24 protein-coding genes are annotated in these 21,578 nt (G+C 62.8%); 13 read left to right on the top strand and 11 right to left on the bottom strand.

Annotated elements, in window-relative coordinates:
- The first annotated feature begins 80 nt into the window (after positions 1–80).
- Positions 81–965: a neutral zinc metallopeptidase gene (locus tag LDB26_RS02955; RefSeq protein WP_257540243.1), complete on the top strand. Its 885-nt coding sequence runs from the start codon at positions 81–83 to the stop codon at positions 963–965.
- On the opposite strand, the gene LDB26_RS02950 is transcribed toward LDB26_RS02955, so the two are convergent.
- Complete coding sequence (locus LDB26_RS02950; RefSeq protein ID WP_257540241.1) at positions 962–1,300, bottom strand: hypothetical protein; 339 nt, start codon at positions 1,298–1,300, stop codon at positions 962–964. The two genes, LDB26_RS02955 and LDB26_RS02950, sit on opposite strands and share 4 nt — an antisense overlap.
- Before the next feature lie 114 nt (positions 1,301–1,414).
- Positions 1,415–1,546 (bottom strand): NepR family anti-sigma factor, encoded by a 132-nt coding sequence (locus LDB26_RS02945; protein WP_231746428.1) that lies wholly within the window; start codon positions 1,544–1,546, stop codon positions 1,415–1,417.
- Positions 1,547–1,692: 146 nt separating this feature from the next.
- On the opposite strand from LDB26_RS02945, the gene LDB26_RS02940 reads away from it, so the two are divergent.
- From LDB26_RS02940 to LDB26_RS02910, 7 genes are all read left to right on the top strand, one after another.
- Positions 1,693–4,383, top strand: coding sequence for a bifunctional [glutamine synthetase] adenylyltransferase/[glutamine synthetase]-adenylyl-L-tyrosine phosphorylase (locus LDB26_RS02940; RefSeq protein ID WP_257540239.1), 2,691 nt, complete (start codon positions 1,693–1,695; stop codon positions 4,381–4,383).
- Positions 4,383–4,844, top strand: coding sequence for a thioredoxin-dependent thiol peroxidase (bcp, locus tag LDB26_RS02935; protein WP_062068571.1), 462 nt, complete (start codon positions 4,383–4,385; stop codon positions 4,842–4,844). Before LDB26_RS02940 ends, bcp begins: the two co-directional genes overlap by 1 nt.
- Entirely contained in the window at positions 4,841–5,650 is an 810-nt protein-coding gene (locus tag LDB26_RS02930) for a ferritin-like domain-containing protein (protein ID WP_257540237.1), read from the top strand. The genes bcp and LDB26_RS02930 overlap by 4 nt, the downstream gene beginning before the upstream one ends.
- Before the next feature lie 105 nt (positions 5,651–5,755).
- The gene (locus LDB26_RS02925) at positions 5,756–6,481 is read left to right on the top strand and encodes a M23 family metallopeptidase (protein ID WP_082635136.1); all 726 of its coding nucleotides are present in this window, start codon (positions 5,756–5,758) and stop codon (positions 6,479–6,481) included.
- A gap of 79 nt (positions 6,482–6,560) precedes the next feature.
- Entirely contained in the window at positions 6,561–6,887 is a 327-nt protein-coding gene (locus LDB26_RS02920) for an iron-sulfur cluster assembly accessory protein (RefSeq protein WP_062063905.1), read from the top strand.
- A 50-nt stretch (positions 6,888–6,937) separates the two neighbouring features.
- Positions 6,938–7,711, top strand: coding sequence for an exodeoxyribonuclease III (gene xth, locus LDB26_RS02915; RefSeq protein WP_062063904.1), 774 nt, complete (start codon positions 6,938–6,940; stop codon positions 7,709–7,711).
- A gap of 67 nt (positions 7,712–7,778) precedes the next feature.
- Positions 7,779–8,300: a DUF2239 family protein gene (locus tag LDB26_RS02910; RefSeq protein ID WP_062068568.1), complete on the top strand. Its 522-nt coding sequence runs from the start codon at positions 7,779–7,781 to the stop codon at positions 8,298–8,300.
- 9 nt (positions 8,301–8,309) lie between these two features.
- On the opposite strand, the gene LDB26_RS02905 is transcribed toward LDB26_RS02910, so the two are convergent.
- The 4 genes from LDB26_RS02905 to LDB26_RS02890 all read right to left on the bottom strand — a co-directional run bounded on the left by LDB26_RS02905 (position 8,310) and on the right by LDB26_RS02890 (position 12,053).
- Complete coding sequence (locus tag LDB26_RS02905; RefSeq protein ID WP_062068566.1) at positions 8,310–9,038, bottom strand: anti-sigma factor; 729 nt, start codon at positions 9,036–9,038, stop codon at positions 8,310–8,312.
- Positions 9,031–9,567 (bottom strand): sigma-70 family RNA polymerase sigma factor, encoded by a 537-nt coding sequence (locus LDB26_RS02900; RefSeq protein WP_062063902.1) that lies wholly within the window; start codon positions 9,565–9,567, stop codon positions 9,031–9,033. The genes LDB26_RS02905 and LDB26_RS02900 overlap by 8 nt, the downstream gene beginning before the upstream one ends.
- A 7-nt stretch (positions 9,568–9,574) precedes the next feature.
- Positions 9,575–10,819, bottom strand: a complete 1,245-nt coding sequence (locus LDB26_RS02895; RefSeq protein WP_257540234.1) for a glycosyltransferase family 1 protein — start codon at positions 10,817–10,819, stop codon at positions 9,575–9,577.
- Between the two features lie 76 nt (positions 10,820–10,895).
- Positions 10,896–12,053: a hypothetical protein gene (locus LDB26_RS02890; RefSeq protein WP_062063900.1), complete on the bottom strand. Its 1,158-nt coding sequence runs from the start codon at positions 12,051–12,053 to the stop codon at positions 10,896–10,898.
- A 176-nt stretch (positions 12,054–12,229) separates the two neighbouring features.
- On the opposite strand from LDB26_RS02890, the gene LDB26_RS02885 reads away from it, so the two are divergent.
- Complete coding sequence (locus tag LDB26_RS02885; protein ID WP_062063899.1) at positions 12,230–13,312, top strand: fatty acid desaturase; 1,083 nt, start codon at positions 12,230–12,232, stop codon at positions 13,310–13,312.
- On the top strand, positions 13,313–13,483 hold the full coding sequence (locus LDB26_RS02880; RefSeq protein ID WP_257540232.1) for a hypothetical protein: 171 nt from the start codon (positions 13,313–13,315) through the stop codon (positions 13,481–13,483).
- A 52-nt stretch (positions 13,484–13,535) separates the two neighbouring features.
- Here the strand turns inward: LDB26_RS02880 and lptG are convergent, their stop codons facing one another.
- Together lptG and lptF are read right to left on the bottom strand one after the other, a co-directional pair.
- Positions 13,536–14,636, bottom strand: coding sequence for an LPS export ABC transporter permease LptG (gene lptG, locus LDB26_RS02875; RefSeq protein ID WP_082635135.1), 1,101 nt, complete (start codon positions 14,634–14,636; stop codon positions 13,536–13,538).
- Positions 14,633–15,856 carry an LPS export ABC transporter permease LptF gene (gene lptF / locus LDB26_RS02870; RefSeq protein ID WP_062068563.1) on the bottom strand — a complete coding sequence of 408 codons (1,224 nt, stop codon included), beginning with the start codon at positions 15,854–15,856 and terminating at the stop codon, positions 14,633–14,635. Before lptF ends, lptG begins: the two co-directional genes overlap by 4 nt.
- A 129-nt stretch (positions 15,857–15,985) precedes the next feature.
- Between lptF and LDB26_RS02865 the strand changes: the two genes are divergently transcribed.
- The 3 genes from LDB26_RS02865 (at position 15,986) to LDB26_RS02855 (ending at position 19,127) form a co-directional block, all read left to right on the top strand.
- A complete protein-coding gene (locus LDB26_RS02865) occupies positions 15,986–16,480 on the top strand; it encodes a DUF2141 domain-containing protein (protein ID WP_062063895.1) in 495 nt (164 codons plus the stop codon).
- 10 nt (positions 16,481–16,490) lie between these two features.
- Positions 16,491–17,459 (top strand): diacylglycerol kinase family protein, encoded by a 969-nt coding sequence (locus tag LDB26_RS02860; protein WP_062063894.1) that lies wholly within the window; start codon positions 16,491–16,493, stop codon positions 17,457–17,459.
- Positions 17,460–17,765: 306 nt separating this feature from the next.
- Positions 17,766–19,127 carry an amidohydrolase gene (locus tag LDB26_RS02855; protein ID WP_257540230.1) on the top strand — a complete coding sequence of 454 codons (1,362 nt, stop codon included), beginning with the start codon at positions 17,766–17,768 and terminating at the stop codon, positions 19,125–19,127.
- Between the two features lie 260 nt (positions 19,128–19,387).
- On the opposite strand, the gene LDB26_RS02850 is transcribed toward LDB26_RS02855, so the two are convergent.
- From LDB26_RS02850 to LDB26_RS02840, 3 genes are read right to left on the bottom strand one after another with little or no spacing between them, the layout of a single operon-like run.
- On the bottom strand, positions 19,388–20,380 hold the full coding sequence (locus LDB26_RS02850; protein ID WP_257540228.1) for a nucleotidyltransferase family protein: 993 nt from the start codon (positions 20,378–20,380) through the stop codon (positions 19,388–19,390).
- A complete protein-coding gene (locus LDB26_RS02845; RefSeq protein WP_062063888.1) occupies positions 20,377–21,240 on the bottom strand; it encodes an HprK-related kinase A in 864 nt (287 codons plus the stop codon). Before LDB26_RS02845 ends, LDB26_RS02850 begins: the two co-directional genes overlap by 4 nt.
- Entirely contained in the window at positions 21,237–21,527 is a 291-nt protein-coding gene (locus tag LDB26_RS02840) for an HPr-rel-A system PqqD family peptide chaperone (RefSeq protein ID WP_231746426.1), read from the bottom strand. Before LDB26_RS02840 ends, LDB26_RS02845 begins: the two co-directional genes overlap by 4 nt.
- Positions 21,528–21,578 lie beyond the last annotated feature (51 nt).

Here is a 21,578-nt window from a genome sequence, read left to right as displayed (position 1 = left end):
CCCATGGTGGTTTCAGGACAGTTTCCACCTTCCCCCAAATCGCGTAGGCAAAGGAGCAGACGCGCAGAAACGAGGATGCGATGCGGCTGGACGACGAACAGGAAAGCGCCAATTTCGAGGTACAGGACGGCCGTTCCGGCGGTTTTGGCGGCGGGGGCCTGGGCGGCGGCCTGGGCATGTTGCTGCCGCTGATCGGCAGCCGCTTCGGGTGCGGGGGGATCGTCGTGGTGCTCATCATCCTGGCGGTCATGGGGGTCAATCCGCTCAATTTGCTGGGCGGCGGCGGGATCGCCCCTCAGCAGCAAAGCGCACCTGCCAGCAGCGATCCCAAGCAGCTAAGCGACATCCAGCATTGGTCACTGAAGGTGCTGGGATCGACCGAGCGGGTCTGGGGGCAGGTTTTCCAGGAATCGGGACAGAAATATCAGCCCACCATCCTCTCTTTCTACAGCCAGGCCGGCACGTCTGGCTGCGGTGCCGCGCAAAGCGCGATGGGGCCATTTTACTGCCCGAACGACCAGAAGGTCTATCTGGATACGGACTTCTTCACCGAATTGCAGCAGCGCTTCGGCGCACCGGGCGATTTCGCGCAAGCCTATGTCATCGCGCATGAGGTGGGCCATCATGTGCAGGATCTGGAAGGCACTCTGGGCCAGGTAAACAAGCAGCAGCGCGCCGTCAGCGAGGCGCAGGGCAATGCGTTGCAAGTCCGCGTCGAATTGCAGGCGGATTGCTATGCAGGCGTGTGGGCCAAGCGCACCGGCCTCATGGAAGCCGGCGACCTGGAGGAAGGCATGAAGGCGGCCCAGTCAATCGGCGACGATACGTTGCAAAAGGCGGCTGGACGGCGACCGGTCCCCGAAAGCTTCACTCATGGCAGCAGCGAACAACGGATGGAATGGCTACGGCGCGGACTGGACAGCGGCGATCCCGCCCAGTGCGACACTTTCGGGCGGGGCGCTTAACCGGGGGTTTCGGCGTCCGTCCCGTTGGCTTCCTCGTCATTCTGGGGAGCAGGCGGGATTGACGCTCCGGGCAGACCGTTGCCGGGTCTGAGGCTAGGCGTATCCGATCCGGGCATGGGCTGACCGAAAGCGGGCATGTGAGCGGGCGTGGCATCCAAAGGCGCGATTTCCTGTTCCACCGGAGGCGCGCTGACATAAGGGGGCGTTTCGCTAACAACTGGTGCAGGCACGGCATGGCTCTCCGCGGGGACGCGGGACGGAGTCAGGCGATCCGCCATCAGTCCGATCAGAAGCGCCAGCACCAATGTGGCGGCGGCAAATGCCTTGTAGATCATGCGACATGCTTCCCACGAAATCTGCGGGACACGATATTATAGGAAAATGTAAACAAGATATGCGATCCGAGAGGTGAGAAAGCGCGGCCTGTCCCGTTCGATCAAGGACCAGCCTTAATGCCGATCCAATTGCGCCAGCAACGCGAGCATATCGTCGGGCAACCCATCCTGCATCACTGGGCAATAGACTGAACGCAATGCTCTGCCGATGCCCTCGTCAGGAGAAGGCAAGCCGATAGTCACCATTCCGCCGCGTCCCGGTGTAAGGTCCTTCGCCGATCGGCCAGTCGCTTTGCGATGCAAATCCATGACCTGAAGAACGGATAGGCCGCACAAAAGTTTCTGGATTTCATCGCAAGCGGAAGCGATAGGCTGTGCCCATGGGAGAAGATATGGCAAAAGATTGGGCCGACTTGGAGGCACGGATAAGAGCGCATTCGCCCTTTCTATCGCGGCTGATGGATCGCTTTCCGGCGGTGACGGAAATTTTGGCCACCGGCGATTATGACGCCGCGATGGCGGCCGCGCGCGCCGTAACGGAAGGCGACGACAATGTAACGCGATCGCTGCGGCGGCGGCGCGGTGCGTTGGCGCTGGTGACAGCCGCGGCGGACCTTTCCGGCGCATGGGGGCTGGACCGGGTGACGCGCACCTTGTCCGACTTCGCCGACGAAGCACTGGAGGAAGCGCTGCAGACGGCTATGGCGGAACGCTATCCCGATGCGGAACGGCGCGGCTTCGTTGCGCTGGCTTTGGGCAAGCATGGCAGCAGGGAACTGAATTATTCGTCGGATATCGACCCGATCCTGCTCTACGACCCCACAACCCTGCCCCATGGCGAGCGCGAAGATGTGGCCGACGCCGCCGTCCGCATTGGCCGGCGGATGAGCGAATTGCTGACGGCGCGGGATGGGGACGGCTATGTTTTTCGCGTCGATCTGCGGCTGCGCCCCTCCCCCGAGGCGACGCCCATCGCGTTACCGATGGAAGCAGCCATCGGATATTATGAATCGACGGCCTTGGGGTGGGAGCAGGCCGCCTTCATCCGCGCCCGGCCAGCAGCGGGCGACATTGCGCTGGGCGACTATTTCATGCAGGCGATCCGGCCCTTCGTGTGGCGGCGGAGCCTCGATTTCAGCGCCATTGACGCAATCACCGATATTTCCCAGCGCATCCGCGATCATTATGCTCAGGGGCAGGCCTTCGGGCCGGGCTATGATCTGAAGCGCGGACGCGGCGGCATCCGCGAGGTGGAGTTTTTCGCGCAGGTACACCAACTCATCCATGGCGGGCGCAATCCGGCGCTACGGTCCGGCAATACCCGCGAGGCGCTGGCCGCGCTAGCCCAGGCGGGCGTGTTCGAGCCGGAGATTTCGGCCCGACTGGACGAAGCCTATGTCCTGTTCCGCACCATTGAGCATCGCTTGCAGATGGTCGAGGACCGGCAGACCCATGAACTTCCCAAACAAGCCGAAGCCCTGGACAATGTGGCGCGGCTGCATGGTCTGGAGGATGGTGCGGCGCTGCTGGACCTGTTGCGCCCCGATGTGGAGTGGGTGGGGCGCAATTATGACAGGCTGACCCCTGAGCAGGACAAGGCGGACCTGTCCCATGACGAGGAAAAGCTCAAGTCACAGCTTAGCGAGATGGGCTTTGCCGATGCGGAGACACCCTTTGCCCGCATAACCCGCTGGCGCAGCGGCACGATCCGTGCGCTACGCAGCGCCCCGGCGCGAGAAGCACTGGAAGAATTGCTGCCCGGCCTGATGCGGACGCTCGCCAAGGCGCCGGACTCCGACCGGGCGCTCAACCGGCTGGACGACATGATCGGGCGGCTGCCGAGCGCCATCAACTTCTTCAAGCTGCTGGCCGCGCGGCCCGGCCTGGTCGAATTGCTGGCGGAGATATTGAGCCATGCACCCACGCTGGCCGATGCGCTGGGACGGCGGGCGGAATTACTCGACGGGCTTATCGACACCTCAGCTTTCGACCCGCCGCCATCGGTGGAAGTGCTCGCGCAGCAATTCGCACAGCTTGAACCGGGCGAGGATTACCAGATGCTGCTCGACCGGGTGCGGCAACGGGTGGGCGACCGCCGCTTTGCCTTGGGCGCGCAGATCGTTCGGGGCAGCGATCCACTGGAAGTCGGGCGCGGCTATGCCCGTGTGGCGGAAGCCGCCATCGAGGCGCTGGGCGCAGCCACAGCCGCGGAATTCGAAGCGCAGCACGGCAAGGTGCCCGGCGGCGAACTCATGATCATCGCGCTGGGGCGCATGGGCGGCGGAGTGCTGACCCATGCGTCGGACCTCGACCTCGTTTACCTGTTCACCGGCGATTTCATGACGGAATCGGACGGGCCGAAACCCCTGGGCGCGACGCAATATTTCAATCGGCTGGGACAGCGCATCACCAACGCACTGTCTGTCTCCACCGCTGCCGGGCCGCTTTACGAAGTCGATACGCGGTTGCGCCCTTCGGGCGCACAGGGATTGCTGGCCGTCAGCCTCGATAGCTTCGCCAAATATCAGCGGGAGGATGCCTGGGACTGGGAGCATCTGGCGCTCACCCGCGCGCGGCCAGTCTTCGGCTCCCCGCAAGCCCGCAAAGCATTGAACGCCATCCTCGCCGAAACGCTGGAGCGGCCACGCGATTTCGACGATCTGGCGCGCCATGCGGTGAAAATGCGGGCCGACATTGCAAAGCATAAGCCGCCGGTCGGCGAGATGGATGTGAAACTGGTGTCGGGTGGCCTTGTCGACCTGGAGTTCCTGATCCACATCTCACAATTCCGCCACGGCATGGCGTTCGATCCCGATCTGGGCAAGGCGCTGGCCGAACTCGTCGAGGCCGGGCACCTCCCCAGCGACCTGATCGCCGCGCATGACCTCATCACACGCTATCTGGTGGTGTCGCGGCTCGTTTCGCCCAAATCGACCGAACCGCGTGAGGCAAGCCGGGAACTGGTGGCGCGGGCCTGCGGGATGGAAAGCTGGGGCGCGCTGCTGGACAGCTACGCCCATGCGCGGCAAAGCGTGCGCGACACATGGAATGCGCTCGCCGCGCCATTCGAGGAGAAGCCATGATGCTGGAACAAGGCGACAGCGCGCCCGACGTGGCGCTGAAGGATGCGGACGGCGCAGATTTCACGCTAACACGCTATCGGGGCAAGCCGGTAGTCGTCTATTTCTATCCCAAGGCGGACACGCCCGGCTGCACCAATGAGGCAAAGGATTTCACCGAACTAGGCACGGATTTCGCAACGCTCGGCGTGCCTGTGGTCGGGATTTCGAAGGACAAGCCCGCAAAGCTCAAGAAATTCGCGGACAAATATGGCCTCACCGTGACGCTCGCCTCCGACGAGCCGGGCTCGGCTTGCGAGGCGTTCGGCACATGGGTCGAAAAATCACTCTATGGCCGTAAGTATATGGGGATCGAGCGGTCCACCTTCCTGATCAGCTCGGATGGCAAGGTCGTCCGCGTCTGGCCCAAGGTGAAGGTAAAAGGCCATGCCACCGATGTGCTGGAGGCCGCGAAGGCGCTTTGACCCTGCCCGTTGCCATCGACAGCGTGGGCACGGCTTGCGCGCATGTGCTGCTGACGCCCGATCCCCGCAACAAGCTGATGGCGGCGCGGGCCGTCGCGCGAGCGTGGCGGCTGGGGCAGTTGGCACATCGCTTCGATGCCGCGATGCCCGATCGCCCCGCGCGCCCGACTGTGCCGGAACTGCTACCGCCCAATCAGATGCCCCGGCGCGGCAAGATCGGATCGGAGCGGGCGCGGATCGCCATGCTCCATGCGCTCGCTCATATCGAGTTCGTCGCCATCGACCTTGCCTTCGATATGATCGGACGGTTCGGCGGACAGTTCCCGACAGCCTTTACCGGCGACTGGATGCAGGTCGGCGCGGAGGAAGCCATGCACTTCGCCTTGCTCGACCGGCGATTGCGGCAGATGGGCAGCTTTTACGGCGCGCTGCCCGCCCATGACGGGCTATGGCAGGCGGCGGTCGAGACGGCGGGTGACGCGCTCGCCCGGCTTGCCATCGTGCCGATGGTATTGGAAGCCCGCGCGCTCGACATCACCCCCGCCACCATCGAACGGTTCGAGGGAGCCGGCGATTTTGCATCGGCACGCATGTTAGGGCGAATCATGACAGATGAGATTCGCCATGTCGCGGCAGGGACGAAATGGTTTTGCGACGCGACAGGGCGAATGGGCGTAGACCCCGCCAATCTTTACCAAATCCTTGTGAAAAGGCATTTTCGCGGCCCCGTTAAGCCCCCGTTCAACGACTCGGCGCGTCGACAAGCCGGTTTAACGCGTGATTTTTATGTCGCGCTTGCAACATGAGCCGGGATTTGCACTCTGCATCCATCGCGGGGTGATTGAGTTCGCTTGAAGTCAAACGGAGAGGGCCGAGAGGCAAATAAGCCTCCGGGAAAAGTCGGGGTCGGCATGTCAATTCGTTCGATTAATGCTCGTAGAGCGCGTTTGTTCCTGTCTGTCATAAAGACAATCAAGTTTATGGGAGGGGCAGGCATCGCAGGCGCACTGTGCGCCGCAGTTCCAGCCCACGCTTCGAACGATGACGACCCTTATGGCGACGCATCCGAAATCAACATGAGCCCGCTTGGACCTTCCGATGTCGGTTTCTCCAACCTCTTCACCAGCCTCCAGCGCCTTGACGGCAATGCCAAGTCGACTGCCTATATCCCCTCCGGCCGTCCCGTTGAAAAGCTGTCGCTGACCTCCAATTTCGGCGTCCGTTCCGACCCCTTCAAAGGCGGCGCGCGGATGCACAAGGGCGTGGATATCCCCGGTCCCATCGGCACCCCGATCTACGCCACTGCCGACGGCATCATCAGCCGCGCGGGCTGGGCCAGCGGATATGGCAATCTCGTCCAGATTTCGCACGGTCACGGCATGGAAACGCGCTACGGCCATATGTCGAAGCTGCTGGTGGCCGCGAACAGCTATGTGCGGCGCGGTCAGGTCATCGGCCTGATGGGCTCCACGGGCCGTTCGACCGGCAGTCACCTCCACTATGAAGTCCGCGTCGACGGACAGGCCATCAATCCAATTCCCTTCGTCGCCGGTCCCGACTATCTGATCGCGATGAACACCAAGCCGCCGATCGCCATGGGCGGCCCGACCAAGGCTGAAGAAAAAGCGGCCGACTAAGCGCGCTTTACCGATAAGCTTTTCAAAGGCCCGGCGCTCATGGGTTGCCGGGCCTTTCGCTTGCTCCTATCTAACATCCATGGCCGACATTGATCTGACACCCTCCGCCGCCGCTCGCGTGGCCGCCATCGCCGCCAAGCAAGGCAAGCCCGCGATCCTGCGCCTTGCCGTGGAAGGCGGCGGCTGTTCAGGCTTCCAATACCGCTTCGGCCTAGCCGATGCGGTGGAAACGGGCGATCTGACGGCGGAGCGGGATGGCGTGACGCTGGTCGTCGATGATGTCAGCATCGACCTGGTGCGTGGGGCCGCGGTCGATTTCGTGTCCGATCTGGGCGGCGCGGCGTTCAAGGTGACGAACCCCAACGCCACCGCCGGCTGCGGCTGCGGCACCAGCTTTTCGATCTGATAGCCAAGGGCGTTTCTTCTCTTTAGGGAGGCTGGCGAGGAGTCACCGCCATGCGCATCGCCACTTTCAACATCAATGGGATCAAGGCGCGCTTGCCGCGTCTGCTGGAGTGGCTAGACGAAACGCGGCCCGACATCGCCTGCCTTCAGGAGATCAAGACATCCGACGAAACCTTCCCTGTGAAGGATATAGAGGATGCGGGCTATGGCGCGATCTGGCACGGGCAGAAAGGCTTCAACGGCGTCGCCATCCTCGCGCGCGGGGAAACGCCCGTTGAAGTCCGGCGCGGCCTTGATGGCGAGCCGGAGGACGAACATAGCCGCTATATCGAAGCGAACGTGAAGGGCGTGCGCGTCGCCAGCATCTACCTGCCCAACGGCAATCCGCAGCCTGGCCCGAAGTTCGATTACAAGCTGCGCTGGATGAAAAGGCTGCGTGACCGCGCGGCTCAGATCTGGGCGGAGGAAATACCCGCTATCCTCGCGGGCGACTATAATGTCATTCCGCGCGACCGGGACGTCTATTCCGTAAAGGCGATGGCCAATGACGCGCTGATGCAGCCGGAAAGCCGCGCCGCCTATCGCCGCCTGCTGGGCGATGGGTGGACCGACGCGATTCTCAGCCGCCATCCTGCCGGGGGTGTCTGGACATTCTGGGACTACCAGATGAACGCTTGGCCGCGCGATGCGGGCTTTCGCATCGACCATCTTCTGCTCAGCCCCACCGCCGCGGACCGCCTGATCGATGCTCAGGTGGACAAGGAATTCCGGGGGCGGGAAAAAGCCAGCGACCATGCGCCGACGTGGGTAGAGCTACGGATCTGATATTTTACCCGGATCATATTGACTAAATAATACCCGGATAATAAATAGCATGCCGAAGGAGATCGGCATGACACGCACATTGACGGCCTTTGCGGACGAAACATGGATCGCGACGGGCGATGAGGAGGAGATACGCGCCGCCCTCAACGCCATGGGCAAGGACGCACAGAATATCCTGCTGTTCGACGATGTGACGGGGCGGCAGGTGGATATCGACCTGCGCGGTCCCGTCGCGGAGGCACCGCGCGGGCGCGGGCGTCCCAGACTGGGCGTGCAACCGCGTGAAATAACCCTCCTCCCTCGCCACTGGGAATGGCTGGCGGCGCAACCGGGCGGCGCTTCCGCCACCTTGCGGCGGCTGGTCGAAGCAGCGCGCAAGGATAGCGTGGGTAGCCCATCGCCCCGCGCCGCCATGGATGCAGCCTATCATTTCCTTACCGTGATGGCGGGCGACCGGCCGGGCTATGAGGCAGCGATGCGTGCGCTCTATGCGAAGGACAAAAGCGCGTTCGAAGCTGCCTGCGCCCCATGGCCCCGCGCGATTCGCGACCATGGCGAGGCGCTGGCGGAACCGGCTTTCGCAGCCTGACGGATTCTGTCAGGACCGATGCTGGGCGAGCGCTTCGGCGGTAGCGTCGATCGCGCCCGGCTCTTCCTCGCCGGTCAAGGCATATGACATGTCGCCGCGCCGCCAATAGGCCACCGATTGCTCGCCTTCGCGGATGGCATCGGGACGCTCGGGCGCGTCGGTCTTTTCCCGCACGGCGAAGATCGACAGCTTCTGCCCCCCCTCCGTCCGCACCGCGACCAACAGCGCTGGCCCCTTGTTCGTCGGAAAAAGCTGCACGTCGGTCACATGCCAGTCCTGCGGGAATTTGGGCATGGCGATGCGAGTTCGCAAAGCGATTTCCTGCGAATCGAAATGCGTGGTTTCAGCCTGTGAATCCATATGCGCCCGCAACATGGCGATGCGGTGAGAGGTGACCGCATAATTCACATAGCCCGGCGGCCCTTCGGTGATGACGGCGAAACCAGTTGCCGCCGCCGCGACTCCCGCGAAAGACGCCCCAAGCGGAACTGCGCGGCGCCACAAGGATTTGCGGCGCGGGTTCAACTGCGCGGCCAGCGGCTTCTTCCCCTCGCCCTTCACCGGGCTTGCATCCCACGTCAGCAGGGCGAGCGCGCTGCGAACGCTGAGGTCATCCATCACCTGCGCCGCACGCACCGGATGACGCGACAAATGCGTTTCCACCGCGAACCGCCGGTCGGGATCGAGCTGACCGTCGACATAGGCGTTGATCTCCAGATCGATCGGATCGTCAGTCATCTCGTCCTCCCACCAGGCGTAGGCCGGGTCCATGTTGCTGCCGTTCCTTCTCATCCCGCCGCAAAGCCGCGCGAGCGCGCCAGAGCCGTGACATGACCGTGCCCAAAGGCACATCCAGCGCGGCGGCTGCTTCCTGATAGCTCAACCCCTCCACCCCGATCAGGTGCAGCACCGCGCGATGCGCGTCCGGCAAGGCGGCAAAGTCGCGGGCGATTTCAGCCAGCCGCGCATGTTCTTCCTGCGCCGGGTCGATCCGGTCCACCATCGTTTCGGCAAAACGGCCGTTGCGCCGCGCTTCTGCCGCTTCGCGCCGCTTGGCCGACAGGAAGACATTGTGGACGATGGCGAGCAGCCAGGGACGGCGGCGGCGTTCAGGCTGGTAGGTCGCACTCCGTTCGATGGCGCGGACCAGCGCATCCTGCACCACATCATCCGCATCCTGATCGTCACGCGTCAGCGAACGGGCATAGCGGCGCATAGCGCGCAGATCGGCGGTGATGTCGGGATGATCGCCTGTCCTGTCCCTCATATGCCCATCATGCCGCCTGTCCCACCGGCACGGCAAGCGGGATGTGTAGAACATGGCAATATGCGCGCGCGACATCCTCCAGAACATCCGCCCAGCGATGACACGCCGCCGCCTCCGCTGCCGCGGCGCCAATCGCCAGCCGCTTCTCCCTGTCCGTCACCAGTTCGATGACTGCCTCCACATAGGCCGCCACATCGCCAGCCGGAGCCAGCAATCCCGTCCGGCCTTGGGCAATGAGCGCCGCCGCGCTGGCGACATCGGCAGACACGACAGCAAGACCGGACGCCATCGCCTCCAGATTGACGTTGCCGAAGGCTTCGGTAACGCTGGGGTTGATGAGCAGGTCCGCGCTGGCCACGGCGCGGCCCAGCGCTTCGTCCGACAAATGGCCCATGAAGGTGGCGTTGGGCATCCGTTCCGCCAGCCAGCCCCGTGCCGGGCCTTCTCCGACGATCAGGGGCCGCACATCATGTCCGCACGCGCGTACCTGGGCGACAGTCTCGGCAAAGATGCCCAACCCCTTTTCCAGCACTAGCCGCCCGAAGAACAGCGGGATCACATCATCGGGCGCATAGCCGTGCGCGGAGCGGAAGCCTTCGTCGCGAAGCCCGGGCCGGAACGATGCTGGATCGACTCCCCTGCCCCAGATCGACACCTTTCCCGCGCCGAAATCGGCGGCCATATCCTGTGCTATGGGCGGCGTGGGCGCCAATATATGATCGCTCTCGCTATAGAAACGATCAAGATAACGCTCGACCGCGGGACGCAACAAGCCGAGCCAATAATAGTCGAGGTAGGTTTCAAAGCGGGTGTGCAGGCTGGCGACCACCGGAATGCCGTGAAGGCGCGCGTATTTCTGGGCTTGTCGGCCCAGCAAGTCGGGCGCGGAAAGATGGATCACATCGGGTGCGAACTGTTCCAGATCCTGCCTTGCGGCGCGGGTCAAGCCCAATGCCAGCCGATATTCCGGCCGGCCCGGAATGCTGAGCGAGCGAACGGAGCAAATGTCGCCGACCGATTCGAACGCCTTACGGGGCGCGGTGGGAGAATAGATGCGGACCTGCGCGCCCAATTGATCCAGCAGATACGCGACAAGGCGATTGAGCGCCTGATTGGCGCCGTCCCGAACGCAATCATAGTTGCCCGAAAACAGCGCCACGCGCAGCGGTCGGCCCAACGCTCCACGAAGAGCGATCGCGCAGCCGGGGCGATGAAAAGGGGATATGTGCATGTCGGCGAAATGGGTCGTCATGCCGCGCATATGGCTGGCGCGCGGCGTTTATTCCCACGCGCCGGATCTTTCCAAATGAAAGGCAGGAAAAAGGCCCTCAGAGCGCCTTTTCGTATATCTGATAAACCTTGTTCACCTTGCTCTCGATGGCGTCGGCGATGGCGTTCATGCCCTGATTATCATCCAGCACCCAGCCGATTTCACCCCGGCTGGCCCCATAGCGGGTGATCGCGCTCCGGCGGATATATTCGATCATCATGAAGGCCAACTGGCTGGCGAGGCGCGACGCCTGCAACCGCTGCACCACGCCCATCAGCGGCACCCGCATGGTGCGGACCTTCGGATTACGCAGCCACCAGAGCAGCTTGGCCCAGCCGAAGGGGAAAAGAGATCCATTCAAAGGCCTGATCGCTTCGTTGAGGTCGGGCAGCGTGATCATGAATGCCACCGGCTCCCCCTCCAGTTCGGCGATCATGATCAGGTCTTCACGCACGATAGGCTTCAACTGCTTACCGAAATGCTCAACCTCATGATCGGTGATCGGCACGAATCCCCAATTATTGCCCCAGGCATCGTTCAGGATACGCAGGATGATTGCGGCTTCCTCGTCGAATTTCGACTTGTCGACCTGCCGAATGCGAATCCGCGCATTCTTTTCGCCCGATGTGACGATGCGCTGGATCAGCGGCGGAAAATCCTGCGTGATGTCAAGCTCATAGGTCTTAAGCTGCTTGACCGGGCTGTAACCCGCGCCCTCGATCATCCCCTGATAGGCAGGGCTGTTATGACCCATCATCACCGTGGGCGCATGATCGAAGCCCTGAATCAGCAAGCCGGGCTCTTCCCAGATCGACAGCGAAACCGGACCGACGACGCGGGTCATGCCCTTGGCCTTCAGCCAGCCTTCCGCCGCCCGAATCAACGCCGCACCGATTTCAGCATCCTCGGCTTCGAACAGGCCGAAATTGCCGGTACCTGGCCCCATGCCCTGCTCCACCGGCATGGCCAGCGCCAGCCGGTCGAAATGGGCGGAGATGCGCCCAACCACTTTCTGCCCGCGCCGGGCGAGAAAATATTGCGCCTCGGCATGTTCGAAAAAGGGGTTCTTGCCGGGGCTTATGATCCCGTAGACCTCGCTCTTGAGCGGCGGCACCCAGTGCGGGTCGTTAGCGTAAAGCTGCCAGGGCAGATCGACAAATGCCTTCAATTCACCCTTGGAAGATACGGGGGAAATCACCAGATCATGAGACGCCACGGCTGACCGCTTTCACTGAGAGAAAGGGGGAGCAGTTCGACGGTTGGACGGCGATTGTCAATCAGGGACTTACCGCCATCCGGAGACGAACGGGATGTGGCGTTATGGCTGCAACTGGGCGAGTATGTCACGTTGCTGCCACGATCTCAGCGCAATTGCGTTTTAGGAACGCCTGCATGACTGTGCATGACCCTGTTCTTGCCGCCGCGCACCGGACGCCGGACGCTCAGGCCCGCAAGCCGATACCAGACGACGCGGCGATGCTGCGCGCCGCCGCCGAACTGACGCGCACGCTGTCGACGGCCAATCCCGCGATTTACTGGCCAGATTTCCTCGCATCCGCATTGCTGGGCTATGCAGCGCTGGCGGGCGCGGTGCTGTTTGACAGCACGGCGTTGGCCGTCATTTCCGGGCTGGTCGCAATGCTGGCGCTTTATCGCGCGGCGAGCTTCATCCATGAACTAACACATATTCGCGAAGGCGCGCTTCCGGGCTTCCGTTTCGCATGGAATCTACTGGTCGGCATCCCGCTGATGATCCCCTCTTTCATGTATGAGGAGGTGCATACCCAGCATCATGCCCGTACCCGTTACGGCACCGCGAACGATCCGGAATATCTACCTCTCGCGCTGATGAAGCCTTGGTCGCTGCCCCTGTTCATCATCGTGGCGGCGCTGGCGCCGATTGGCTTGATCCTGCGCTTTGGCGTGCTGACGCCACTGTCCGTGCTCATCCCCTCGCTTCGCCAGAAGGTGGTGGCGGAATTTTCGGCGCTGTCGATCAATCCGGCCTATCGCCGCCGTGCACCCGAAGGTAACTTTGCGCGGCAATGGGCATGGCAGGAAGCAGGCGCTTGCGTCTTTGCGCTGGCGCTGGTGGGCAGCGTGTTCGCCTTCGGGTGGAAGCCGTTGCTGATTTATATGGCCGTGCATTCGGGCATGACCGTCATCAACCAGCTTCGCACGCTGGTCGCGCATCTCTGGGAAAATGAGGGAGATGCGATGACCGTGACGGCGCAATATCTGGATTCCGTGAACGTGCCGCCGCCTTCCCCGCTGGCCGCGATCTGGGCGCCGGTGGGGCTGCGCTATCATGCGCTGCATCACCTGCTGCCGAGCGTTCCCTATCACGGGCTGAGCAAGGCGCATCGCCGCTTGATTGCGACGCTGGAAGCGGACTCGCCCTATCATCGCGGGAACTACAAGGGGATGTTCCCCTTGGTCGGCAAGATCGCGCGAAGCACCATGACGCGGCGCTGAATGGCGGGAATGAAGCAGGCTGATTTCGTTATCGGCGGCGAATTCATGATGAGTGGAAGTCGCTGGCGCTGCACCGACGTCGGCACTCGTATCGTGGTCGCAATCAAACTCGATGCGCCAGACTCAAACTGGTACAACGGGCCGCCCTATGCGGTGGCCGAATATTATTGACATGGAAGGATGTGAATCGGTTTGGCCTTGCGCTGGACCATCTTCCTCCCCCCTATTCCTCCGTCCTGAACAGCACCGTTTCGCCCACCAGCAGGAACAGCAAGAAAGGCGCCCACGCTGCAAGGAAAGGCGGATAAGCGCCCAGACTGCCCATGGCGAGCGAGAAATTATCCGCCACAAAATAGGCGAAGCCCAGCGCCATCCCCAGAACCGCACGGACGAAAAGCTGGCCTGAGCGCGCCAGCCCGAACGCTGCCACGGACCCCAGTATCGGCATCAGGATCGCAGAGAGCGGCCCTGACAGCTTGTGCCACAAACTGGCTTCCAGTTCGGATGTAGGCCGCCCGGCGTCATGAAGGTCGGCAATGGCGGAACGCAAATCGCCAAAGGTCAACGCATCGGCATCGACCTTGGCCAGGGTGAACTGCTCCGGCCTGATATCACGCCCGAAATGGACCGTGCCCAAATCCCGCACCGTGCCGCGCGCTACGTCGAATTGCTGCGCGCCTTCCAATACCCAATCCTTCGCGCCGGCGTCATAATGGCCCTTGGGCGCACGCACGATGGTCGTCAGGCTGTTGTTGACGCGATTGTAGATATGCACTTTCCGCAACTGCGTCGCCGTGCCCCGGCCCGCAACGATGGTGGCGTTGACGAGATTGTTGCCATCCAGCACCCAGGGATTGACCTTGACTCCGCTATCCTGCGGGATCGGGCCGTAATCGACCGCCTGCCAGGCGCTGAGCGCGGCTGTCGAGCGCGCCACGACCCGCTCGTTGAAGGCATAGCTGATGAGGGCCACGCCCAGCGCCGAAGCGATGAGCGGCGCCAATATCTGATGCGCGGACAGCCCCGCCGCCTTCATCGAGATGATCTCGCTGTTCTGGTTGAGCGTCGCCAGCATGATGAGCGTGCCCAGCAGCACGGAAAATGGCAGAAAACGGGCAACGATCTGCGGCGCGCGCAGGCCGACATAATGCCATAATTGCGCGTCGCCATTGCCCGCATAAGCCAGGATGTCGCCCGATTCGCCCAGCAAGTCGAGCATCTGGAGCACCACCACCAGCATCGCCAGCACGGCGAAGGTCCGGGTGAAAAACAGCCGCGCCATGTAGAAGCTGATCTGGCGCGACGGGAAGAAATCGAACATCACGCCGCTCCCTGCGGTTCTTGCGTAGAACTGCCGTTACGCCGGTTGCTCAGCGGCAGGATACGGCTCACCTGCTTGCCGATCTTCGCAAAGGCATATTCCAGCGCGCCAATTGGCTGGCCGCCGGGACGATGCGCGACCACATGATACATCCAGAAGATGAGCACCGACGTCAGCAGGAATGGCCCCCATAGCGCAATGATCGGATCGACCCGCCCCAGCGCGCCGACGCTTTCGCCATATTGATTGATCTTGTGATAGGTCACGATGAACACGATGGAGAGGAATACGCCCAGCGCCGATGTGGATCGCTTGGGCGGAATAGCAAAGGCCAGCGCCGCCAGCGGCAGCAGCAGCATCATCACCACTTCCACCACGCGGAAATGGAAATTGGCGCGCACTTCGTTCCGCAACTTTTTTGGTGTGGCGGGATCATGGGCTATGGTGACAAGTTCGTTGATTGTCTTTTCCCGGTCCACGTCGCGCCCGCGAAAGCTCTCGATCTGCGGCAGGTCGATGGGCAGATCGTGGCTGGAAAAGGACAGTATCCGCGGCGTTTTATATTTGGGCGCATTGTTCACCAGCACACCATCGCGCAGGCGGAAGATGATCGTGTCGGGATCGTCCGTCGCCAGAAAGCTGCCCTGCGCCGCGGTGACAGCAAGCGACTGGCCGTTCTTGCCCTCCGCGCGCACGAAAATGCCTTGAAGATTGCGTCCCTCATCCAAGCTGCGCTCGATCCGCATGGTCATGCGCTTACCCAGGCTGGTGAACTCGCCCACCTTGATCGACGCGCCCAGCGCGCCGGAGCGCAGTTCGAAGCGCAACGCTTCATAGGCATGGCGGGACAGCGGCTGAACGAAACCGACAATGCCCAGATTGAGGACCGCCATACCGATCGCGAACATATAGGGCACCCGCAAGAGCCGCCCATAGGACAGGCCCACCGCCCGCATCACGTCCAGCTCCGACGTCTGCGCCAGCTTGCGGAAGGCGAGCAATATGCCCAGCATCAGCCCGATCGGAATGCCGAGCGAGAGATATTCGGGCAGCATATTGGCCAGCATCCGCCAGACGACGCTGACCGGTCCGCCCTCGGCCGCGACGAAATCGAACAGGCTCAGCATCTTGTCCAGCACCAGCAGCATGGCGGCGATCACCAGCGTGCCCAGCATGGGCAAGGCAATCAGACGGGCGAGGTATCGATCGATGGCGGTCAGCATTTCAATATGTCGTCGTCCCATCACCATGTTTTGGCCGCAAAGCCGGACCATATGCGATTCTACGGAAAAAGTGGGGCGAACAGGGCCGCCGTCCGATCCGTTCGGGCGGCTATAGCTTCCAGGAGTGTAATGGTCATGTTGAAAGTTGTTGCAGGACTGATGTCGGTGGGGGCTTTGTTCGCCGCTGCCCCGGCATGGGCCCAGCATCGCGAGGTCGGAAACGACATGGATCTGTGCACCGCGTCAGCCAAGGGGCCGGCGGTGCTGGTGGACGTGCGCGGTTTCGTCGCCTCGACGGGCAGCGTGCGGCTTCAGTCCTATCCTGCCACGCGGAGCGCCTGGCTGGCCAAGGGCGCCTGGCTCAACCGCATCGAAACCACGGCTCGTCCCAGCAACGGCACCATGCGTTTCTGTATGCCGGTGCCGGAGCCGGGCAAATATGGCATCGCCGTGCGCCATGATCGCGACGGAAACGGGAAAACCGATATTTCCCGCGACGGTGGCGGCTTTTCCAACAATCCGAGCATCAGCATCTTCAACCTGGGCAAGCCCTCGGTCGACAAGGCAGCATTTTATGCCGGGCCGGGCGTGACCCGGATCACAATCAACCTCAAATATATGTGACGATATAGCCATGGTCCGCGTCGCGCTCCTGTCCAATCCCAAATCCACGGGCAACCGGCAGACCCTGCCGCGGGTGCGGAGCTATTGCGCCAGCAACCCTGACATCTTCCATTATGAAGTGGAGCATGTCGACCAGATCGGCCGGGCGCTTCAGATCTTCGCCCGCATCGACCCTACCGTGATCGTCATCAATGGTGGCGATGGCACGGTGCAGGCGGCGCTGACGGAACTCTATCAGGGTGAGCATTTCCAGGGCCGCGTGCCGCCTATCGCGGTGCTGCCCAACGGCAAGACCAATCTCATCGCGCTGGACCTTGGCATCCATGGCGATCCGATCAAGGCGCTGGAGCGGATCGTGGCCATCGCCAAGTCGGGCGTGGATGATCATGTCGTCGCGCGCGAGCTGATCGCGCTGTCTGACGGGCGGGCGGAAACACGGCCGGTGCTGGGCATGTTCCTTGGCGGCGCGGGCCTTGCCGATTCGATCCTCTATTGCCGCAATCAGATCTATCCGCTGGGCCTGTCCAATGGCCTCAGCCATTTCCTGACGGCCATCGCCGTGCTGGTGTCGCTGCTGTTCGGCGTCCGCGCGCGCTTCCTGCCGCCGTCGAGCCGCCCGGTCCGCATCTCACTTATCCGCGAGGGCGAGCTGGTGGGGCGCTTTTCCGTGCTGATCGTCACTACGCTGGAGCGGCTGCTGCTCGGCACCCGCCCGGGCGAAAGCCAGCGCGGCAACATGAAGCTGATGGCGGTGGACCAAAGCGTTCCCGCGCTGGTGCGGCTCGCCTGGGCCAGCATCTTCAAGCGCGTGGGCAAGGCGCATATGCAAGGCATCCATCTGGAACAGGGCGACACCATCCGCATCGAAGGCGACCGCAGCAGCGTCATCCTGGACGGCGAACTGTTCGAAGCGTCGGAGGGCCACCCTATCGTCCTGCGCTCAACCCAACCGGTGCCGTTCCTGCGCCTGGCGGCTTGAACGCGCCTTCGTCGACACTCGATCAATAGCGGGTTGGGGTGGAAGGTGGACATTCCCTTATCTCCGTTCGCCCTGAGCAAAGTCGAAGGGCTAGGCCGATCGTAAGGGAGGCCTCTTCGCTTCGCTCAGTGGAAGGCCCTTCAACGCCGCCCGCGGCGTCGCTCAGGACAGGCTTCGACAGGCTCAGCCCGAACGGAGGTGGGTTGTCCGCTTCTGGCCGAAACCGGTCCTGTAAACATAACAAACCCCCTTTCCCATCCCTTCGCCTTGCTCTTATGCTGTCCGCCCCGCAACGGAGTTTCATTCATGCGTCATATGCTGACGGCTGTTCTGGCCGCGGTGAGCCTGTCCTCCATCGCCAGCGCCCAAACGCCGCCTTCCCCGGCGGCCCCGCCCGCACCCGCGCCCCGGCAAAGCGAGATCGGCGCGGCCATCGCAGGCGACATGGACGACCTCATGACGCTCTACCGCGATCTGCACGCCAACCCCGAACTGTCAGGCCAGGAAAGCGAAACCGGCGTCAAGCTCGCCAAACGGCTCAAGACGATGAAGTTCGACGTCACCGAAAAAGTCGGCGGCACCGGCGTCGTGGCGGTGATGAAGAACGGCTCCGGCCCCGTGCTGCTGATCCGCGCCGACATGGACGGCCTGCCGGTGACGGAGCAGACCGGCCTCCCCTTCGCCTCCAAGGTCCGCGCCAAGACGGCGGAGGGCGTGGACACCGGCGTCATGCACGCCTGTGGTCATGACACGCACATGACTGCCTTTATCGAAACGGCGAAGTTGCTTTCCGCCCGCAAAGACCAGTGGAAAGGCACGCTGGTCATGATCCTGCAGCCCGCCGAGGAAACCGGCAAGGGCGCGCGGGCGATGCTGGAGGACGGGCTCTACAACCGCTTCCCGCGCCCGACCCATGCCATCGCCTTCCACGACGCCGGCAATATGGAGGCGGGGAAGATCGGCTATACGCCCGGCTATGCGCTCGCCAATGTGGACAGCGTCGATATCGTGGTGAAGGGGATAGGCGGCCATGGCGCCTATCCGCAGGCGACCAAGGACCCCATCGTCCTGGGCGCGCGCATCGTCACCACTCTCCAGACGCTGGTGAGCCGGGAGCAAGATCCCCAAGACCCCGCGGTCGTCACCGTCGGTAGCTTTCAGAGCGGGACCAAGCACAACATCATCCCCGACGAGGCGAAGCTGCAACTGACTGTCCGCAGCTATTCCGACGAGACGCGAGCAAAGCTCATCAAGGGGATTGAGCGGATCGCCCGGGGGGAGGCCATAGCGGCGGGCATTTCCGAAGACCGGATGCCGGTGGTATCGGTAAAGGATGAATTCACGCCCTCCACCTACAACCCGCCGGAATTTGCCGAACAGATGGCGACCCTGCTGCGTGGTCATTTTGCACAAGACCAGGTGGTGAAAACTCCGCCAGTCATGGGCGGCGAGGATTTCGGCCGCTATTACCGCGCGGACAAGAATATCAACAGTTTCATCTTCTGGGTCGGCGGCGTTCCCGCAGACCAGATGGCGAAGGCAGCGGCGGGTCAGCTCTCCCTCCCCTCGCTCCACAGCCCCTTTTGGGCGCCGGAAGCCGACAAGGTCGTCGCCACCGCAAGCGAAGCCCTGACCGTGCTGGCGCTGGACATATTGAAGCGCGATTGATGGCAGGACGGGAAACGACCAATTGCCGGTCATTTATCAAGCCTTGCACCGCACTCTAAAGCCGACACTGACGGAAAACACCTGCTTGTCGGTGTTGTGCGGCCGTGTCGTGCATTGGGTTGTCCGAGAATCACTGTCGGATTGAGAAACTGTCCGACAATGCGAGTCGAGGGGTTTTCCGGCGCCGTGGAATGACTTCCATCAGGCCACACTTTCCCGCAAGCTGCCTGTCTGAAAACCACCCAACCTGCCATCGTCATCTAAACCGGCCGATGCCCCTTGCGCCATTTGGTGAACAAATGCCGCGCCAGCATCATCGGGGGCATCCGCAGCCAGTGCGAGCGGAGATAGAAGGCGAAGCACAGCCCTTTGCGCGTTTCCCTGCCCCAGCCGTCGCGGGCCAGCAGACGGGCGATGACGATCCGATCCCACGGCGTGAGCCGCCTCCGCCCTTCTCCATAAAGCGCATCGGCCAGCCGCCGCGCCTGCCGCACATGGCGCGACAGGCCATGCCGCCCGGCGCGCGTTTCCAGCGCTCCGGCGTCCACCTCCCCCAGCAGGCAATATATGTCCCACAAGTTCCGCAGGCCGCCCGCCAGATCGCCGTCCGCCAGCAGATGCGCGACCGCGTGGCAGATCCGGTCTTCCGGCGACAGGACATATAATCCGCCGGTTACGGAAATGGCGTCCGCGATCATCGCCCCCGCATCCGGCGTTTGCCTTGCCGTCAGCGGCAGGATGGTGTGATGCACGTCGATCATCCGGTCCCGCTCCTGATGGATCATCGGCGGCAGTTCATGCATCCACTGACGGTAATAGGCGTCATCATAGGGATCGGGCTTCACCCACTCCCATCCCGCCGCCATCAAATATTTCTCCACCTCCGCCATCGCATTGCGCGGCACGAGGATATCGAGATCGCCAATGAACCGCCCCTCCCCAGCCTTCAACCTGGCAGCCGCATAAGCGGTGCCCTTGAGCAACACGACCCGCAACCCCAGCGGCTTCAGCGCGACCGCCGCACGATCCGCCTCCCATAGCGCCTGCCGTGCCTCCCACTCGGCATCCAACCGTGCGTCGGCCAGCACGAAGCGCACTGCTTCCGGCACTGGCATGTCGCCGATCCGCACGGCGAGTGTACCAATCAACCGCTCCGCCCGCGCCATGGCGATCAGCATATTCCATTGCTCCGCCCCGAACGCCGCGACGGTGCCGGGCTCCCGCAAAGCGCAGACAAGCGGCAACGCATTCACGCGCGTTGTTCCCACAGTCGTTCGACCATGGCGATGGCCTCGTTGCCCGATGGGAAATCGATAGCCTTGGCTGGCACGGTTTTCACAAAGCGGGTCAGCGCCGCAAAACCCGGCTCGCCCAGCGCCACATAATTGGTCGACGCCTGTGTCAACCGCATGAACGTCTCTCCATGTCCAACGGAACGGATATCCGGCGCATGGCCAAATCGGGGAAACAGCAGCAGTGCAGGGGAAGCGCCTTCATCCATGCGAGCCACGGCCTCGGCGCGGGGCACCATATGGCGAATGTCGCCCTTGGCCGTGCCTGCCATCAGCGGCCCCATCCGCTCTGCAGGCACTTCAGCCGCCATCACGCCGATCGCCCGGTTCTTGAGCGAGACGAGGCGAGGAAAGGGCAGCACGACTCCCGTCGCCAGATCGAGCAACGCAAATTCATCCCCCATTAACCGCCAGCCACGCTCGCCCAGTTGCGCCGCCAATGTGGATTTGCCTGACCCGGACTCGCCGGTCATGACCAACACGCGCCCGTTCTTTTCCACGCTGGAGGCATGGAGGAGCAAGTGCCGCCGCCAGCCTAGCGCCATTTGCAGGTTCATCCCCATCTCTGCGGCGAGCAGGCCATGCGGCAGGCTCATGGGCGCGGCATCGGCCAGGCCGTGATCACCGGTAATGAAGATGGATGGGCGCAGCCAGCGGCGCAACGCCCCGGCCGGCTCGAGCCGGACGGTGAAATCGGCGAAATCGCCCGCAGGCGCGGGATAGTCGGCATAGAGGCGCTTCAATTCCCGGATCGGGTCTGGCCATGCCGACCCGATGCGAAAGGTCGCCGGGCCAATGGAAAGGGTGATACGATGCTTCATGCGGCTGTGCGGATTAACCCCAGCGCCGTCATGTTCACCAGATGTCCCTCTATCTCCGCCAGCGCGGTGCCAGCCGGTCCCAGGTCGTAGAGGCGCGATAACCGTTCATACAGGATTTGCGCCGACGCCGGGGCGCTATCCTTCAGCGCGGCCAGGATTTCCGGCACGGGACTGATAACCATATGCGTCTGGCCGGAGGGGCGGTGATAGAGCAGCACCATGTCATCAAGGATTCGGGAAATAATGCTTCCCTGCGCCTCCTCATGATAGCATTGATCGACTGTCACAGCCCTACCCCGTTTAATTGCCGCCTCCGCCATAACGCAAAGGGGTAAGCA

The organism is Sphingobium sp. CFD-1 (assembly GCF_024611115.1).
Classification (GTDB): domain Bacteria; phylum Pseudomonadota; class Alphaproteobacteria; order Sphingomonadales; family Sphingomonadaceae; genus Sphingobium; species Sphingobium baderi_A.
This window is presented reverse-complemented; position numbering and strand designations above follow the sequence as displayed.

What these genes read in the sequence shown, in the direction of transcription:
- LDB26_RS02955 (WP_257540243.1), top strand. Translation starts at nt 81, where the DNA reads ATGCGGCTGGACGACGAACAGGAAAGCGCCAATTTCGAGGTACAGGAC.
- LDB26_RS02950 (WP_257540241.1), bottom strand. Translation starts at nt 1,300, where the DNA reads ATGATCTACAAGGCATTTGCCGCCGCCACATTGGTGCTGGCGCTTCTG.
- LDB26_RS02945 (WP_231746428.1), bottom strand. Translation starts at nt 1,546, where the DNA reads ATGGTGACTATCGGCTTGCCTTCTCCTGACGAGGGCATCGGCAGAGCA.
- LDB26_RS02940 (WP_257540239.1), top strand. Translation starts at nt 1,693, where the DNA reads ATGGCAAAAGATTGGGCCGACTTGGAGGCACGGATAAGAGCGCATTCG.
- bcp (WP_062068571.1), top strand. Translation starts at nt 4,383, where the DNA reads ATGCTGGAACAAGGCGACAGCGCGCCCGACGTGGCGCTGAAGGATGCG.
- LDB26_RS02925 (WP_082635136.1), top strand. Translation starts at nt 5,756, where the DNA reads ATGTCAATTCGTTCGATTAATGCTCGTAGAGCGCGTTTGTTCCTGTCT.
- LDB26_RS02920 (WP_062063905.1), top strand. Translation starts at nt 6,561, where the DNA reads ATGGCCGACATTGATCTGACACCCTCCGCCGCCGCTCGCGTGGCCGCC.
- xth (WP_062063904.1), top strand. Translation starts at nt 6,938, where the DNA reads ATGCGCATCGCCACTTTCAACATCAATGGGATCAAGGCGCGCTTGCCG.
- LDB26_RS02910 (WP_062068568.1), top strand. Translation starts at nt 7,779, where the DNA reads ATGACACGCACATTGACGGCCTTTGCGGACGAAACATGGATCGCGACG.
- LDB26_RS02905 (WP_062068566.1), bottom strand. Translation starts at nt 9,038, where the DNA reads ATGACTGACGATCCGATCGATCTGGAGATCAACGCCTATGTCGACGGT.
- LDB26_RS02900 (WP_062063902.1), bottom strand. Translation starts at nt 9,567, where the DNA reads ATGAGGGACAGGACAGGCGATCATCCCGACATCACCGCCGATCTGCGC.
- LDB26_RS02895 (WP_257540234.1), bottom strand. Translation starts at nt 10,819, where the DNA reads ATGACGACCCATTTCGCCGACATGCACATATCCCCTTTTCATCGCCCC.
- LDB26_RS02885 (WP_062063899.1), top strand. Translation starts at nt 12,230, where the DNA reads ATGACTGTGCATGACCCTGTTCTTGCCGCCGCGCACCGGACGCCGGAC.
- LDB26_RS02880 (WP_257540232.1), top strand. Translation starts at nt 13,313, where the DNA reads ATGGCGGGAATGAAGCAGGCTGATTTCGTTATCGGCGGCGAATTCATG.
- lptF (WP_062068563.1), bottom strand. Translation starts at nt 15,856, where the DNA reads ATGCTGACCGCCATCGATCGATACCTCGCCCGTCTGATTGCCTTGCCC.
- LDB26_RS02865 (WP_062063895.1), top strand. Translation starts at nt 15,986, where the DNA reads ATGGTCATGTTGAAAGTTGTTGCAGGACTGATGTCGGTGGGGGCTTTG.
- LDB26_RS02860 (WP_062063894.1), top strand. Translation starts at nt 16,491, where the DNA reads ATGGTCCGCGTCGCGCTCCTGTCCAATCCCAAATCCACGGGCAACCGG.
- LDB26_RS02855 (WP_257540230.1), top strand. Translation starts at nt 17,766, where the DNA reads ATGCGTCATATGCTGACGGCTGTTCTGGCCGCGGTGAGCCTGTCCTCC.
- LDB26_RS02845 (WP_062063888.1), bottom strand. Translation starts at nt 21,240, where the DNA reads ATGAAGCATCGTATCACCCTTTCCATTGGCCCGGCGACCTTTCGCATC.